A 17,058-nucleotide genomic window follows, 5' to 3' on the forward strand; every position below is an offset into this window, starting at 1 on the left:
TTTATTATAATCCTATGGCTTCAAAACCACTGGTAGTAAATTTTATCTAGGCTAATAATTTTTTGAAAGATGCCAGGGCTTTCCCGGATTCTAAAGATTCGCGGGCCGCCGCAATAGCATCCGGTATAGTTAATTTAGCATCAGAGCAGAAAATACCTAACCCGGCATTAGCCAATACAGCATTTTTCTGCGCTTCTGTACCTGTTCCTTCCAAAACATTTATAAATATTTTGGCAGCCTCTTCAATCGTATTGCCCCCTGCTAACTCTTCTGGTTTAATTAAATTAAACCCTAAGGCTTCAGGTGTAATGATATGTTCGCCATCTGCCATTACCATTTTAAACGAACCAGTTAACGACACCTCATCATATCCATCTAATGCATGCAAAACAATAAACCGTTTATCTGATTGCTGGTAAAGATAGGAGTACAACCGCAACAACTCCAGGTTAAACACCCCTACCATCTGGTAATTAGGCATAGCCGGATTTACCATAGGTCCTAACATATTGAAAAAGGTTTTTAAACCTAATTCTTTCCGGATTGGTCCTACATGCCCCATAGCCGGATGAAATACCGGCGCATGTAAGAAACATATATTCGCTTCGTCCAGCTTCCGTTTTAAATAATCTGAATCATCCGTAAACTGGTAACCAAAATGCGCCATTACGTTAGATGAACCACAAATAGAGGAGACCCCGAAATTACCGTGTTTGGCTACTTTATAACCCGCTCCGGCAACTACAAAAGAAGCAATGGTAGAAATATTAAAGGTGTCTTTTCCATCGCCACCCGTGCCACACAAATCTATTACGTCATGGGTTCCTAGCTCGGGTTTTATACATAATTCCAGCATGGCATCCCGAAATCCTTCCAACTCATTGACCGTAATATTCCGCATCAGGAAAACAGTCAGAAAGGCCGCCATTTCGCTCGGATTAAACTTTCCCTGACCTAAATCCAGCAGTACCTGTTTTGCAGTTTCCTTGGTTAATGCTTTCTGCTCAAAGAGCTGCATTAATATTTGTTTCATAGTTTTTCAGTAAGATTATTAGATCCAGCTCTTTTTAGGTGTAATGCTTCCTTTTAACCAGCTGCGCATCATAGTTTCGCCGTGTTCTGTTAAAATAGATTCCGGATGAAACTGCACTCCCTTTACATTGTATTCTTTATGGCGGAGCGCCATAATCTGCCCTTCAGCATCTAAAGCAGTTACTTCTAAACTACTAGGCATGGATCCTGGCACTACCACCCAGGAGTGGTACCGACACGCTTTAAATTCAGCAGGAATTCCTTTGAAAATATATTCACTTTTAGAAGTTACCCGGATTTTGGTAGCTACTCCATGTTTTGGTTCAGGTAAATTATAAAGTGTCCCGCCAAAACTTTCAGCAATAGCCTGATGCCCTAAGCAAACCCCAAATATCTTTTTGGTAGGTGCATAACGCTGAATCAACTCCGGCATGATACCCGCTTCAGAAGGCACACCCGGTCCCGGCGATAACAAAATACTATCGTATTCTTCTACCTCGTCTACCCCTATTTTATCGTTCCGGCGAATATCCATTTTGGATCCATAACCTAACTTTTTAACCAGTTGCACCAGGTTATAGGTAAACGAATCATAATTATCCAGCACTAAAATTTTCATCTTCTAATCTATCTAAAAAGCTTTCGCTTATTTGTTCTAATTTATTATAATTCGGAGGCCCGCTCTAACGCTTTGCGCAAAGCAGCCAATTTGTGATGCACCTCATTTAGTTCCGATTCCATAACTGATTTGGCTACCACCCCGGCACCAGCCTGGTAATGTAACTGGTTCTGCACACTCAGAAAAGATCGGATCATGATAGCATGGTTAAAATCACCGTTAAAACCGATAAACCCGATACAACCGCCATAATAACCACGGCCGGTTGGTTCTAGTTCATCAATAATGCTCATGGCTTTATATTTGGGAGCTCCCGACAAAGTACCAGCCGGGAAAGTATCAGCAACCATTAACATGGGGGCTACCTCTTTAGACCGGATACTGGTAACTTTTGATACTAAGTGAATAACGTGCGAGTAATACTGAACCTCTTTAAACACCTCTACTTTTACCTCGTCGCCATGACGGCCCAGATCGTTACGAGCTAAATCTACCAACATTACATGCTCTGCATTCTCTTTCGGATCATCATAAAGCTTACGTGCTAATTCGGCATCTGAGGCATCATTACCTGTACGGCGGAAGGTACCGGCAATTGGGAAAATACTGGCTTTGTTTCCTTTCAAAAGTATTTGGGCTTCCGGCGAAGATCCAAATATCTTGAAATTACCATAATCAAAATAAAATAAATAAGGAGAAGGATTAATGGACCGCAACGCCCGGTACACATTAAATTCATCGCCTTTAAAACCTTGCGAGAATTTACGGGATAATACTATCTGAAAAACGTTACCGAGCATACAGTGCTGCTGTCCTTCTGCCAACACTTTCAGGAATTCTTCATCTGTAAAATTAGAGGTTTCGTCGTGATTGGCCGTAAACGTAAATGATGGAATATTTTTGTTCCGGATAAGTGCTTCCAGGTTAGCAATGCCAGATCCCGCATTTTCTTCGTTTATGCTGTGTTCAAAAATATACAGATCATCTTTAAAATGATCGAATACAATAATGTACCGGTATAAACTATACAGAATTTCTGGCAAGCCCGGATGAGCTGTTTCTTTGGGTCTAAAGGCAATATCCTCAAAATAGGTTACCGCATCATAAGCCATGTACCCAAATAAACCATTATTAATAAAATTAAACTCATTCTGCTTTACATAAAAACAGTTTATAAACTGCTGTAAATGCTTAATGGCGTCTCTCCTGTCTTCCAGATGAAACTGCTGAGTTGTACCATCCGGGTAATACTGGCTTATTTGCTGATCCTTAAGTTCAAATCCGCCCATCGGCTCACAACAAATATAGGAGAAGCTGTTTTCGTTGCCGTGGTAGTCCGAACTTTCCAGCAAAATACAGTTCCTGAACTTATCGCGCAGTTGTAAATAAATACCCACCGGGGTAACCGTATCGGCTAACAGGTGTTTATGGACGGAATGTAACTTAAACTTATTCATTAAAAATATGAAAAATATTTAAAAATCAGATGCTTATAAACGACGAAAGCCCAAGTGAACTTGGGCTTTCCATTATACTTTATGGTAAAATTACAGATATGCCGCGTTCACGCCTTTAGTTTTCTAAAAGGTGCCACCAACCAGCAATATGTAATCTATTTGTCGTCATTGTGCTGCAAATATATAAGCAGTTTTTATTTATCCAAAATATTTGTTCCCAAAAATTAAATCTGCGTTAAAAGCTTATATTTATACTACCCTAACGGGTACTTAGGTATAATTACTTTATTTTACTTTTACAGCTATTTCTATTAAAAGACCTTACAACCTGAATAAAGAACATTATTTTATAAGTATTTTTACACTTCCTTCAGGTAATGTACCGTATCAAATAATTTTATCTAGTTTATTACATTTTTATTATTAAAATATTATTTTTTTCAATAAGTTTACAACTCTATAGCAAATGGCTAACAATATTTTTAATATCAGGCCGTAATATAGGTGCTTATTTATAATTTCAAGAACGAGAATTTATTTTAAACTGATCTACCAAATACTTTAGCATTTACTTATGATTATTATTGCTGATGGCGGCTCAACTAAAACTAGTTGGTGTTTGATTACCGAATCGAATTCTAAAGTTTATTTTAATACGGAAGGATATAATCCCTATTTCGTGGATACGTCTACTGTTATTGCATCGCTGCAAAAAAACTTACCTGAAAACTTGAATAAAGAAGAAATTTCAGAAGTTTATTATTATGGTGCCGGTTGCTCTACACCAGAAAATAATGAAACAATAGCAGCAGCCATGCGGGCTGTTTTTGTAAATTCCAAAGTAAAAGTAGGTCATGATTTATTAGCAGCTGCCCGGGCTTTACTAGGAGTTGATGCTGGCTTTGCCGCTATATTAGGAACTGGTACCAATACCTGCCTTTACGACGGTAAAGATGTAACCCTGAATATTGATTCTTTAGGTTATTTTTTAGGTGATGAAGGCAGTGGCTCATTTTTAGGTAAACGTTTATTACGTGATTATATGCGCGGCTATTTGCCAGAAGGCATGTCAAAAATTTTCAAAGAAACCTACGAACTGAGCAACGAAGATATCTTTGATCATTTATACAACCGGCCTTTACCTAACCGCTTTTTGGCCAGCTTTAGCAAATTCTTGTACGAGAACAACAATTTTTCTTACTCACGGGAAGTGGTAAAAGAATCATTTGCGACTTTTTTCACTAATTTAGTTTGCCATTATCCAAGCTACCAAGAGCATACTTTTAACTGTGTGGGTTCTGTGGCTTATAATTTCCGGGACGTTTTAGAAGAAGTAGCCCAGGAAAATAACATGGAAATGGGTACTATTATTCGCTCTCCAATAGATAACTTAGTTTATTACCACCTGGTTTTAGCTAAAGGCGATATTTAATATTGTTTACCAAATAAAAAAGGCTTCCGCCATTAGGCAGAAGCCTTTTTTATTTGGTGCAACCACTAACTTTTTTCTTTTCTGCGTAAGAATCAGCTCCCAACCCTGAAAAATGACAATATTTAGGAATACGCTGTTACTTTATTTATTCCTGATTCCGCAGTTGCTATTTGCTCAGGAGTTGGCAAAGCCCGAACCCGACACCACTCTCCTGAAAAACCGCCTGATTTGGGGTTCAGCAGCATTAGCAACTGGCTATACCACCTCCTTAATTGTTTTAAGCAATACCTGGTACAGTAAAGCCGACAGAACCTCCTTCCATTTTTTTAATGATAATCATGAGTGGAAGCAAATGGATAAAATTGGCCATTTTTGGGGTGCCTTTCATCAAAGCCGGTTGGGAGTAGACTTTCTAAAATCTGCCAATGTTCCTGAAAAGAAAGCTATTATCTGGGGCGGCCTGCTAGGCGTTGTTTTGCAATCGCCAATTGAATTATTGGATGGATATGTAGCCAGTTATGGCGCCTCCCTCGGCGACTTAGGAGCTAATGCGCTGGGATCTGCCGCCGTTATTGCCCAACAATTAAAATGGGGACAGTTACGTGTTATTCCTAAATACTCCTTCCGGCCCACTCCTTTTGCTGCCAACCGACCTAACGTTTTGGGAAGTACTTTTTCTGAACAATTATTAAAAGATTACAACGGCCAAACCTATTGGTTATCAGCGGATATTTCTGCTTTCTTACCCAAAACCTCCCGCTACCCTAAGTGGCTGAATATTGCTTTTGGCTACGGGGCTAACGGAATGGTACATGCCCACGACCTTACAAATCAACAAGCTGGCTACACTAGCTACCGCCAATATTACCTGGCCCTGGATTTAAATCTACTGAACATAAAAACACAAAATAAATTTTTAAAAGGCGTGTTTTACGTATTGAGTGTGGTACATTTGCCGGCCCCAGCCGTAGAATATAACCGGCACCAGGGAATTAGAATACACCCAATTTATTTTTAAAATTTAGCTTAAAGTTAATATAATGAATATAGGCGACCGCGTACGCTTGCTACATGGCCGGGAAGAAGGTATAATTACCCGCTTTATTGGCCCGGATCAGGTAGAAATTGCTATTGATAATGAATTCGTGATCCCGGTTTTACGCCGCGAGATTGTGTTAATTGCAGCTGAAGAAGGTCAATTTTTTCGCAACGATGGTAACCCCGTTCCGGAAACAAGTAAAACAAAAGTAGAGTCTGTAAAAGCACCCGCTGTTTCCAGTTTAGGAATTTATGTAGCCCTGGCGCATCAATCTTCTGAGTTATTAGCTGTTACTATTATTAATAATTCGGATTATGATTTACTTTTTACTTACGGCGAGGAGCGGGAAAATAAATACAAAGGAGTAGCCAGCGATAAATTACATCCTAAAGCCTCCAAAGTAGTTGGTCATTTACACCTGAAAGATTTTGATAAATGGCCGGATCTGGTATTACAGTTTATTCAGCACCGATCAAATACCTTAACTTTATTAGAACCTGGCATCAGAAGAATTAAATTTAAAGCTTCTTCTTTCTATAAAAGCAAAAAAACAGCTCCGGTGATCAATAAAGAAGCATACCTGTTTCAGGTAGATGTAAAAGCTCAGGCAATTGATTTAAACAAACTACAGGATAAATTAACCGAACAACAAGAGGCGCCCACTGAAGTTTATACCTTAAAGGCCCCGCCGCACGAAGTTGATTTGCACATTGAAAAGCTAACTGAGATTGATCCGGCGTTAATGAGCAACAGTGAAATGTTAAAATTACAGTTACGGACTTTTCAGGATAACCTGGATCGGGCTCTAGCTGCTAACATGCACGAGATTGTATTCATTCATGGTACCGGGAATGGTGTTCTGCGGCAGGAAATACATAAAATATTGAGCCGAAATAAATTAATTAAATACTTTGAAGATGCCCGGAAGGAAAAGTTTGGCTACGGTGCTACTATGGTAAAATTGAAATAAATACATTTTAAGTTAAAGAACCAATACCAGTAATTATTATTAATTTTGTAAAAATATAGCAAGCCGTCTTATCGCTGCGCCTTAGGGCGGAGAGGAAAGTCCGGGCAACACAGAGCATCTTACTTCCTAACGGGAAGGGTCTTTTCCGGGAACAGAAAAGATACAGCCAGTGCCACAGAAAATAACCGCCGTGTAAACGGTAAGGGTGAAAAGGTGCGGTAAGAGCGCACCAGTATTGCTGGCAACAGTAGTAGCTGGGTAAACCTTAGGAGTTGAAAGACCAAATAGGCTGACAGTGTCCTGCTTCGGCAGGGCTAAGGGCTGCTCGTCTGATGTCAGTGGGTAGGTTGATGGAGCCGGCGCGTGAGTTCCGGCCTAGATAAATGATAAGACCGGGAGCATTTGTTCCCGGACAAAACCCGGCTTACAGGCTTGCTGTATTTTTATTTCCCGCTCTTTTACCAATTTAAAAACTTCTTTTGCGTTTAACCGTCTTTTGGTTTAATTTTTGACTTTTCATACGCATCTAATACTAAACCCAGTGCTATAATGCCTAAAATTTTAATAATTGACGATGAACGGAGTATCCGCTACACGTTAAAAGAAATTCTGGAGTACGAAAACTACACCGTAGACGAAGCTGAAAACGGAGAAGTAGGTTTGGATTTGCTTTCCAAAACCAAGTACGATGTAGTGCTATGTGATATTAAAATGCCAAAGATGGATGGACTGGAGGTCTTAAACCGGGCTATGGAAATGGTCCCGGATGTTCCATTTATTATGGTATCGGCACATGGAACTATTGAAACAGCAGTGGAGGCGACAAAAAAAGGAGCTTACGATTTTCTGCAAAAGCCACCTGATTTAAACCGCTTGCTGATTACAGTGCGGAATGCCATAGATAAGGTTAACCTGGTTACTGAAACTAAAAAACTTAAAAAGAAAATTTCTAAAACCTTCGAGATGGTTGGAACCTCCCCGGCCCTCGAAAAGGTAAGAATAGCTATTGATAAAGTTGCCGTAACAGATGCCCGCGTTTTGATTACCGGACCTAATGGAGCCGGGAAGGAAATGGTAGCTCGTTTGCTGCATGAAAAAAGCAATCGTTCCAATGGACCATTAGTAGAAGTAAACTGCGCTGCCATACCAAGTGAGCTTATTGAGAGTGAACTTTTTGGTCACGAAAAAGGATCTTTTACTTCTGCGGTAAAGCAGCGTATTGGTAAGTTTGAACAAGCAAATGGCGGCACCTTATTCCTGGATGAAATTGGGGATATGAGTTTATCTGCTCAGGCCAAAGTATTGCGGGCTTTACAGGAAAATAAAATTACGCGCGTAGGCGGCGAAAAAGAAATAGCTGTGGACGTGCGCGTTGTAGCCGCTACAAACAAAGACCTGATAAAGGAAATAGAAGCTAAAAATTTCCGGGAAGATTTATACCACCGTTTAGGCGTTATTCTTATTCATGTTCCGTCTTTAAACGAGCGCCGGGAAGATATACCGGACTTAGTAAAAAAATTCCTGCATGATATTGCTCAGGATTATGGAAATAAGCCTAAAACTATAACGCCGGGAGCTCTTACTTTCTTACAAACGCTGGATTGGCGTGGTAATATCCGGCAATTGCGAAATGTGGTGGAACGGTTAATTATTATGAGTGATGATGTAATTACTGAAGAGGATGCCAAAGCGTTTGCCTTACCTGCCACTGCTTAAATAATATACCTTTTAATTATAATAGCCTGTCCGGTCATTTAATCTTACCGGACAGGCTTATTTTTTGAACCTACGTCACTAATAAATTACACCCCCTTATATCCGAATTATCGAATCGGCCCAGCACTTCAAACCGGCCGTCCGGATAAAGTTTCCCAATATCCTTGGTCTCTATAAAAGCACAGGAATCTATGTTTGCCAGATCTATTACATTTATTCCGCCACTCCTTAAGTTATTTTGCATGGAAAACGGGTCATTTGGATCACGTAGCAAAATTTTTAACGTTGGCGAAGGCTCAAAAATACCCTTACCTTTTGAATATGCCTGCGATAAGAGTTCGGTCATGCCATACTCAGAATGAATGGAATCGACACCAAAAGCCTCCTGAAGAATAACGTGTAGTTCTTCCCGCACCATCTCTTTCCGGCGTCCTTTCATCCCCCCGGTTTCCATAATTATTACATCAGCAAGAGCACCCTTTTCTACATTTTCAGCTAAATCAAGCAAGGCATAGGTTACTCCAAAAAGCATTATCTTTTTACCAGTTTTGCGTGCTTGCCCTAGATTTGCGAGTAACTCCGAAATTTCGTTTAAATAAAAGCCCTGGAATTGCTGCCCAGATTGTTTAATAAAATGATTTACCATAGCTACCAAAGAAGAATTTCCTTGTTCCAGGTAAGAAGGTAGTAAGGCAAAAAAGATATAATCAGTTACCGGCCCATAAACAAATTCAAAAAGGCGCTGAGCATGATGTAGGTAATAATTTAATTCAGGAAGAAAATGCCTACTCCGGCTAGTTTGAGTAGTACCACTGCTTTGAAAAATAGCTTCCGGATCAAATTCTCCTGTTTTTATAGCATGCGTCTTAAAAAACTCAATCGGCAAAAAAGGAATTTGAAAAAGCTCCGAAACTTCTTCTACTTTTATACCTAAATAACCTAGGTATTTTTTATAAATAATATTATTTTGAGACTGGTAACGAAACAAATCCAAAACCATATCCTGAAACTGAATTTCAGGCAGATTATGTAATAATTGTTTATAATCGTATTTTGAAAACATTCTTAAAAGCTTATATAACAATTGTATACTTCAATCGTTAGAATTAGTAAATTTACTGTCAATTTATAATAGCTGAATGAGAAATTTATTACTCCTTCAAAAAGGTTTTTTCCTTTTACTCTTAATGGGAGCTCTGGCCTGTGAGCGGCCACCAACTTTTCCTAAAGAGCCTCATATAGAATTCAAAAGGATTGACCACACCTCTACTCCGGAAGGTTCTTCTAGAATAGACAAATTAGTTATTGTTTTAGATTTTGAAGATGGTGACGGGGATTTAGGATTAACTGCCGATGATTTAAAAGTAGCCCCATATAATCAAGGAGATAATAGTACTAATTATTTTGTTGAAACTTTTATCCGAAGAAACGGGCAATTTGAGATTTTAGAATTACCCGCCAAATTCGGAGGAAGATTCCCGCCCCTGGCACCGGATGGCCGGGTTGGGCCACTAGAAGGAGAACTGAAATACACCATAACCATTGACCAAAGAAACGTAGGTTCACTTATTAAAAAAGGCGATGTATTAAAGTTTCAAGTTAAAGTAAGAGATAAAGCTTTAAACATGAGCAACACTATAGAAACCAGCCCTACCCTGCCTTTATTTACATTATAAATATATTATACCTTTAACAAGAAGCCCTGATCAAAATTTTGATCAGGGCTTCTTGTTTAGAACATTTACGTTAAGTATTAATAGATTGGCGGATACTTTTGCGGATTCACTTCGTGCATTATTTCATAAACCGCATCAAAAATATCTTCTGAGTTGGGCTTGGAAAAATAATCTCCATCCGAAGAATAAGACGGACGATGATCCGGCGCCGAAACTGTCCGTGGTTGAGAATCTAACCATTGGTAGGCCTCCTGTTCATCTAATACCTTTTGCATCATAAAACCAGTTCCACCGCCTGGTACATCTTCATCCGTAAAGATTACCCGATTGGTTTTCCGAATAGAATCAGCAATAAGATGATGGATATCGAACGGTAATAAGGTTTGTACATCTATAACCTCACACCGGATACCAAATTCTTCTAGCTGACGCGCAGCTTCCAGAACTACCCGGCACATAGCACCATAGGTAACAATGGTAATATCCTCACCTTCCTTCAATACTTCCGGCACGCCTAAAGGCACCGTAAATTCACCAATATTCGCTGGCATCAGTTCTTTTAACCGGTAGCCATTAAGGGCTTCAATAATAATAGCCGGATCATCCGATTTAAATAAGGTATTATAAAACCCGGCTGCCTGGGTCATGTTACGGGGCACCAAAACGTGCATACCCCGTAAGGCATGCAATACCATACCAATGGGAGATCCTGAATGCCAGACTCCTTCTAACCGGTGACCACGGGTACGAACAATTAAAGGAGCTTTCTGCCCTCCTTTTGTTCGGTAATGCAACGTAGCTAAATCATCCGATAAGGTTTGGATGGCATAAAGCAGGTAATCCAGGTACTGAATTTCAGCAATAGGTCTTAACCCCCGCAGAGCAGCACCAATACCTTGCCCCACAATAGTACTTTCCCGAATACCAGTATCCGTTACGCGTAACTCGCCGTACTTTTCCTGCAACCCGGCAAACCCTTGGTTTACATCTCCAATTTTACCTACATCTTCGCCAATGGCAAATATTCTGGGGTCCCGGCTCAAAGCAGCATCAAAACAAGCACGTACTACTTCACGGGCATCCACCATAGGACTATCCTCGGTGTATATAGGCTTAATTTCTTCTACTAATAAAGGAGATTCATCCGATTGGCTAATAACATAAGAATTATACCGGTCTGCATTTTCACCCATTACGGTTTCCAACCAACCAATCAATTCCCGTTTAGCCGATATCCTTTCTGTCCGGATATGGCGCAAAGCTTTTTTTACCGCCTTTATTGCATCATACCGTAACGGAACCAATGTTTTCCGAAGCTCTTCTGTAATTTCTGTTAAACGAGCTACATATTCTCCGGAACTCTGGGCGATAACCTTTTCTAATAAGTCTAAAGCCTCGTCCTGATCATGCTTAATTTCGCTGATGTAAGCGTTCCAGGCATTGTTCCGGGCAATCCGTACAGTTTCTTTGGCTTCTGCCTCAATAGCGTTTAATACATCGGTGGTCGCAAACTCATTGGCCAAAATCCACTCCCGCATTTTTTTAATGCAATCATACTCTTCTTCCCAAGCCAGACGTTCCTTAGACTTATACCGCTCATGGGAACCAGAAGTGGAATGCCCTTGTGGCTGAGTCATTTCTTCTACGTGAATAAGCACAGGGACGTGCTCTTCCCGGCAAACGGCTGTTGCCTTAGCAAATACTTCTACTAAACCTGCATAATCCCAGCCTTTTACTTTATATATTTCGTAACCGGACTCGCCTTCGCCGTCTCTTTGGAAACCACTTAAAACTTCTGAAATATTGCCTTTAGTGGTTTGGTATTCATTAGGTACCGATATACCGTACCCATCATCCCAAACTGCAATAAGCATGGGTATTTTTAAAACACCGGCTGCATTTATGGCCTCAAAAAATAATCCTTCAGAGGTAGATGCGTTGCCAATAGTTCCAAAGGCAACCTCATTCCCATTATGAGAAAAATCAGTAAATTGGCTTAATTCAGGATTCTGACGATATAATTTGGAAGCATAGGCTAAACCTACTAATCTGGGCATTTGGGCCGCAGTAGGAGAAATATCAGCACTGGAGTTTTTTGCTTCTGATAGTTTTTTCCAATGACCATCTTCGTCCAGCAACCTGGTGCCAAAGTGCCCTGTCATGCAGCGGCCAGCAGTGGCAGGCTCCGCTTCTACATCCGTGTGGGCATATAACTGGGCAAAAAATTGCTCTAAAGTTAGCTCCTCAATGGCTAACATAAAAGTTTGATCCCGGTAATAACCCGATCTGAAATCTCCATTCCGGAAAAAATGCGCCATTGCTAATTGCGCAACTTCTTTCCCGTCGCCAAATATACCAAACTTAGCTTTGCCCATGAAAACTTCCTTCCGACCTATCATACTGGCTTGGCGACTTTCCCAGGCAATACGGTAATCTCTTAATATTTCTTCTCTGCTAAGCTTTTGGGTTCTCAACAGTTCGGCTTTCTGCATGTATTATCTTTAAGGTTATAAATGGAAAGATCCAAAACAAAACTACGTAAAAGCTTCCTCATATCAAACCGGCAATGGCTTAATTAGGATTAGCAAATTATTAAAATCAGAAAAAAACGGGAACTTGTTTTTATTTAATTTTCTTTATATTTTTACTAACAAAGTTGTGCTTACGCATTTATAAAACGAGAAAATGATCAAAAACCTATTCCTTTCCCTGATTTGTTTTTGCTTGGCGGCATTTACCAATTCCTTATTCGCCCAAGGTAAACTTCAGTTTGAAAAAGAAACCCATGATTTTGGCAATATTGCTCAGGGTGTTCCAGCAACTTACGAATTTAAATTTAAAAATGTAGGAAACCAGCCGGTTATTATTTCTAACGTTCAGGCTTCTTGTGGCTGCACCACCCCTGAATGGACAAAAACGCCTATTTTGCCCGGTAAAACCGGTTCTGTTAAAGCCCAGTATAATGCAGCCTCTATGGGTGCCTTCAACAAAAGCGTTACGGTAACTTCTAATGCATCCAATAGCAGCCTGGTTCTGTTCATCAAAGGGACCGTACTGGATAAGTCACAGGTTAAATCCTCGGCTTCGGCTGTGCAAAAAGCACAAATTCAGTTTGAAAAAGAGACTTTCGATTTTGGCAATGTAGCCCAAGGCGTACCAGCTACCCATGAGTTTAAATTTAAAAATACGGGCGGTGAACCGTTAGTTATCTCCAATGTTCAGGCATCTTGTGGCTGCACCACCCCTGAATGGACCAACACGCCTATTTTACCCGGTAAAACTGGTTCTGTTAAAGCCCAGTACAATGCGGCCTCTATGGGTGCTTTTAATAAAAGTATTACGGTAACCTCCAATGCTACTAATAGCAGCGTAGTACTGTATATTAAAGGTACTGTAGTAGAAAAGTCTCAAATTAAAGCCGCTGTTTCTCCGGAAGAAAAAGCTAACTCGCCTCGTGCTACTTTAAAAGTAAATTCCCATGATCTTGGAAAGCTGGAAACCGGCCAGAAAAGTGTTGCTAAAATAGTCATTAAAAATACAGGTAAACAGGATTTAACCTTGAATGCTGTGTCTTCTTCCTGCAACTGTGTTAGCTTAAAAAATTCTCCTGTAATTAAGCCAGGAAATGAAGAAATTGTGGAACTAACTTATAGTCCACGGTTGTTAGGAAATCAAACAGAGAAAGTAAAAATTCATACTAACGATATTATAACGCCAGAAGTAGCCATAAACCTGAATGCTAAGGTTGTAGAAAACTTATCGGCACAAAGCATATTAAAAGTTAACAGCAACGCTGTACCTTTTAAATAGATTTTTTCATAGTTTTATTTTGACTAATGGCAGTGATTTTATCGCTGCCTTTTTTTATGCCTTTTATTTTCTATAATTAACACTCCCTTTTTCATTCTGCTTCGTTTGCAATCAGCCAACCTTTGCCTTTATTATCCCCGTATGGTTGTATATTTGCATTGATTTAACAACAGCATAAGTAAAATTATACATGTTAATAGGACTCCCAAAAGAAATTAAAAATAACGAGAACCGTGTAGCATTAACCCCTGGCGGTGTTTCAGAATTAAGTAAAAAAGGTCATACAATATTTGTACAATCTACCGCCGGTTTAGGCAGCGGATTTAAGGACGCTGAATATGAAACTGCCGGTGCTACAATTTTACCAACCCTAGCAGACGTATATGCCGCCGCCGAAATGATTGTTAAGGTAAAAGAACCTATTGCGGCGGAATATAATTTAATTAAGAAAGATCAATTACTATTTACCTATTTCCATTTTGCCTCCTCAGAAGAACTAACTCATGCTATGTTAGAGAGAGGTGCGGTTTGTTTAGCTTATGAAACAGTAGAAAGGCCAGATAAATCTTTGCCTTTATTGATACCGATGTCGGAAGTAGCCGGCCGAATGGCTCCACAGGAAGGTGCCAAATACCTGGAAAAGCCTTTGCAGGGCAGAGGGATTCTATTAGGTGGCGTACCTGGCGTAAAGCCCGGAAATGTTTTAATTTTAGGTGGCGGAGTGGTAGGAACCCAAGCAGCAAAAATGGCAGCAGGTTTAGGTGCCCAGGTAACTATCATGGATATTAACCTCACCCGGTTACGGGAGCTGGATGATATAATGCCTAAAAATGTCATAACTCAAATGTCAAGCGAATATAACATTCGGGCAGCCATAAAAGAAGCTGACTTGATTATAGGGGCAGTTTTAATTCCTGGGGCTAAAGCACCGCATCTGATAACCCGGGATATGCTTAAGGAAATGAAAGCTGGTACCGTTCTGGTAGATGTAGCGGTAGATCAGGGCGGTTGCATAGAAACTTGCCGACCTACCACACACGAAGATCCAACATTTATTATTGATGAGGTGGTGCATTATTGTGTAGCCAATATGCCGGGAGCCGTACCTTATACTTCTACTCTAGCCTTAACCAATGCTACGCTACCTTATGTTTTACAATTAGCCAATAAAGGCTGGAACGTGGCTTGCTCTCAAAACCAGGATTTAAAATTAGGCTTAAATGTAGTTCAGGGTAAAGTTGTTTATAAAGGAGTAGCCGAAGCCTGGCATCTACCTTTAGCGAACGTAAATGAGGTGCTGGCTGCTTCATTGTAAATCAAGCCATTGTATAATAAATTTTTCAGAAGTTACAGATTATAATTTTTAGATTTATAATTTGAGTACGCCCTACGCATGTTTGAATATTCTTTCCGGATTTTAGCAAAAAGGCTAGTTTTATTATTGCCATTTTATTTGTTGTTTCGGATTACTTTTTACTATTTCAATCGCGATATCTTTGCAGAAAGTAATCCGGAACAACTTTTTTTGGCTTTATTACACGGATTACGGTTCGATTTATCTTCGCTCCTGACCCTAAACTTGCCTTTTATAGGACTTTCTTTAATTGCTCCAAGGTCTGTTATAAAGAAAGTAGGATTTCAGCAGTTCCTGCTTTTCCTATATGGCATTCTTAACATTCCATTCTTTTTCCTTAACCTGGCTGATATTGAATATTTTAAATTTGTTGGCCGGCGCACCACCAATGAATTATTTACTATAACGCAGGATATTCAGGATCAGGCCGGACAGCTAGCTTTCCATTATTGGTACCTGATTCTTTTTGCCTGTTTATTGGGCTATTTGCTTATTAAGCTTTACCCTGTTTATAGGGAGCCTGATATTACTTACACTTTCTATCACCGCATTCAGAAAATTTTAGGCGTAATTTTTACGACCCTGATAATGGTTATTTTCATTAGAGGCGGCACCCAATACAAACCTTTACGCATTAATAATGCCTTTATTCATGAACCGGCTGTGGTAGGCAATATTGCCTTAAATAGCACCTTTACCTTTGTTCGTAGCATTGGCCATGTATCACTGGAAAGAAAAGAATATTTTAATAATCAAGTAGAAATTGCTCTTTATTTAGGGTTTGACCCTCTTTATTATTTAAAAAAACAGGAATACCTGGTTAAGGATAATGTAGTAATAATCATTGTCGAAAGCCTGGCATCTGAATACACCGGGATTGAAAACAACGGCCAGGGTTTTACCCCTTTTTTTGATTCGTTGGCCACTAAAGGCACCCTTTTCCGGGAAAACTATGCCAATGGTCAACAATCCATTTTAGCTGTCCCCTCCATTCTGGCTGGTTTTCCGGCTTTAATGGAAGACCCTTTTATTAGCTCAAATTATGAGACTGACCAACTTTTTGGTATCGGTGATATTTTAGAACCTGCAGGCTTTACCACCTCCTTTTTTCATGGCGGAGCCAACGGCACAATGGGGTTTAATACTTTTACCAAGAAAATTGGGATAAAGCATTACTATGGCCTGGATGAATACCCTCAACACCTAAAAGAAAAGGACTACGATGGACTGTGGGGTATATTTGATGAGCCTTATCTGCAATATGTAACCCAAGTACTGCAAACGCAAAAGCAGCCATTTGCCAGCACCATTTTCACATTAAGCTCCCACGACCCGTATACCATTCCAAAACAGCATCAGAATAAATTTCCGAAAGGCAAAGTTGAGGTTATTGAAACATTGGGTTATGCTGATTATGCCTTGAGTAGATTTTTTCAAACAGCACAACAACAACCTTGGTACCCTAATACCTTATTTATTATTACCGGCGACCATACCCAAAAAGGTTTTCGCCAAGACTATGCAAATGCGGTTGGCAAACACAAAGTCCCTCTTTTGCTGTTTCATCCTTCCAAATCTTTTAATCATTTAAATACCCATCGGATAACCCAGCACGCTGATATATTACCCACTGTAGTGGATTACCTGAACATTAAAACCGATAAACTTTTGCCTTTTGGCAGTTCTGTTTTTGATACTACCAAAACCGGAAGAGCATTATATTTTAATGCCGGTGTTTCCACGCTTATTCATCAGGATTATATTACCCAACTCCGTCCGAATGGCGAAGTAGTTAATTACCAATACCAAACTCACAATTACAAAAAATTACCTAAACCCGAACCAGCCCTTCAGGCAAAGTACGGACAAGAACTAAAAGCCTATGTGCAATATTTTACAAATGGCTTAATAGATAACAATTTGTATTATTGGATTAAAGAAAAATAAGAAAAA

At 39.8% G+C, this 17,058-nt stretch carries 13 protein-coding genes and 1 other RNA gene; 9 read left to right on the top strand and 5 right to left on the bottom strand.

The window, feature by feature from the left end; genetic code table 11:
• Positions 1–46: 46 nt before the first annotated feature.
• Genes trpD through ADHAQ_RS0122645 form a run of 3 tightly spaced genes read right to left on the bottom strand, consistent with a single transcriptional unit; the run spans position 47 to position 3,108 of the window.
• Positions 47–1,033, bottom strand: coding sequence for an anthranilate phosphoribosyltransferase (trpD, locus tag ADHAQ_RS0122635; protein WP_026464873.1), 987 nt, complete (start codon positions 1,031–1,033; stop codon positions 47–49).
• A gap of 18 nt (positions 1,034–1,051) precedes the next feature.
• Positions 1,052–1,651: an anthranilate synthase component II gene (locus ADHAQ_RS0122640; protein ID WP_026464874.1), complete on the bottom strand. Its 600-nt coding sequence runs from the start codon at positions 1,649–1,651 to the stop codon at positions 1,052–1,054.
• Between the two features lie 44 nt (positions 1,652–1,695).
• The gene (locus tag ADHAQ_RS0122645) at positions 1,696–3,108 is read right to left on the bottom strand and encodes an anthranilate synthase component I family protein (protein ID WP_026464875.1); all 1,413 of its coding nucleotides are present in this window, start codon (positions 3,106–3,108) and stop codon (positions 1,696–1,698) included.
• 574 nt (positions 3,109–3,682) lie between these two features.
• On the opposite strand from ADHAQ_RS0122645, the gene ADHAQ_RS0122650 reads away from it, so the two are divergent.
• From ADHAQ_RS0122650 to ADHAQ_RS0122665, 5 genes are all read left to right on the top strand, one after another.
• Entirely contained in the window at positions 3,683–4,540 is an 858-nt protein-coding gene (locus ADHAQ_RS0122650; RefSeq protein ID WP_026464876.1) for an N-acetylglucosamine kinase, read from the top strand.
• A gap of 112 nt (positions 4,541–4,652) precedes the next feature.
• On the top strand, positions 4,653–5,558 hold the full coding sequence (locus ADHAQ_RS0122655) for a DUF2279 domain-containing protein (RefSeq protein WP_034257028.1): 906 nt from the start codon (positions 4,653–4,655) through the stop codon (positions 5,556–5,558).
• Positions 5,559–5,580: 22 nt separating this feature from the next.
• The gene (locus tag ADHAQ_RS0122660) at positions 5,581–6,549 is read left to right on the top strand and encodes a Smr/MutS family protein (RefSeq protein ID WP_026464878.1); all 969 of its coding nucleotides are present in this window, start codon (positions 5,581–5,583) and stop codon (positions 6,547–6,549) included.
• Between the two features lie 55 nt (positions 6,550–6,604).
• Positions 6,605–6,992: RNase P RNA component class A (gene rnpB, locus ADHAQ_RS27510), an RNA gene on the top strand.
• 106 nt (positions 6,993–7,098) lie between these two features.
• Positions 7,099–8,265, top strand: coding sequence for a sigma-54-dependent transcriptional regulator (locus ADHAQ_RS0122665; protein WP_026464879.1), 1,167 nt, complete (start codon positions 7,099–7,101; stop codon positions 8,263–8,265).
• A gap of 70 nt (positions 8,266–8,335) precedes the next feature.
• Here the strand turns inward: ADHAQ_RS0122665 and ADHAQ_RS0122670 are convergent, their stop codons facing one another.
• Positions 8,336–9,328: an acyltransferase gene (locus ADHAQ_RS0122670; RefSeq protein ID WP_026464880.1), complete on the bottom strand. Its 993-nt coding sequence runs from the start codon at positions 9,326–9,328 to the stop codon at positions 8,336–8,338.
• A gap of 76 nt (positions 9,329–9,404) precedes the next feature.
• Between ADHAQ_RS0122670 and ADHAQ_RS0122675 the strand changes: the two genes are divergently transcribed.
• Positions 9,405–9,941 (top strand): hypothetical protein, encoded by a 537-nt coding sequence (locus ADHAQ_RS0122675; RefSeq protein WP_026464881.1) that lies wholly within the window; start codon positions 9,405–9,407, stop codon positions 9,939–9,941.
• Between the two features lie 77 nt (positions 9,942–10,018).
• On the opposite strand, the gene ADHAQ_RS0122680 is transcribed toward ADHAQ_RS0122675, so the two are convergent.
• Positions 10,019–12,433 carry an alpha-ketoacid dehydrogenase subunit alpha/beta gene (locus ADHAQ_RS0122680; RefSeq protein ID WP_026464882.1) on the bottom strand — a complete coding sequence of 805 codons (2,415 nt, stop codon included), beginning with the start codon at positions 12,431–12,433 and terminating at the stop codon, positions 10,019–10,021.
• Between the two features lie 193 nt (positions 12,434–12,626).
• Here ADHAQ_RS0122680 and ADHAQ_RS0122690 point away from each other — a divergent pair, with 193 nt between their 5' ends.
• From ADHAQ_RS0122690 to ADHAQ_RS0122700, 3 genes are all read left to right on the top strand, one after another.
• Positions 12,627–13,751: a DUF1573 domain-containing protein gene (locus ADHAQ_RS0122690; protein WP_084523952.1), complete on the top strand. Its 1,125-nt coding sequence runs from the start codon at positions 12,627–12,629 to the stop codon at positions 13,749–13,751.
• A gap of 190 nt (positions 13,752–13,941) precedes the next feature.
• On the top strand, positions 13,942–15,066 hold the full coding sequence (ald, locus tag ADHAQ_RS0122695) for an alanine dehydrogenase (RefSeq protein WP_026464883.1): 1,125 nt from the start codon (positions 13,942–13,944) through the stop codon (positions 15,064–15,066).
• Positions 15,067–15,144: 78 nt separating this feature from the next.
• Positions 15,145–17,052, top strand: coding sequence for an LTA synthase family protein (locus tag ADHAQ_RS0122700; protein ID WP_026464884.1), 1,908 nt, complete (start codon positions 15,145–15,147; stop codon positions 17,050–17,052).
• Positions 17,053–17,058 lie beyond the last annotated feature (6 nt).

It is taken from the genome of Adhaeribacter aquaticus DSM 16391 (assembly GCF_000473365.1).
GTDB lineage: Bacteria > Bacteroidota > Bacteroidia > Cytophagales > Hymenobacteraceae > Adhaeribacter > Adhaeribacter aquaticus.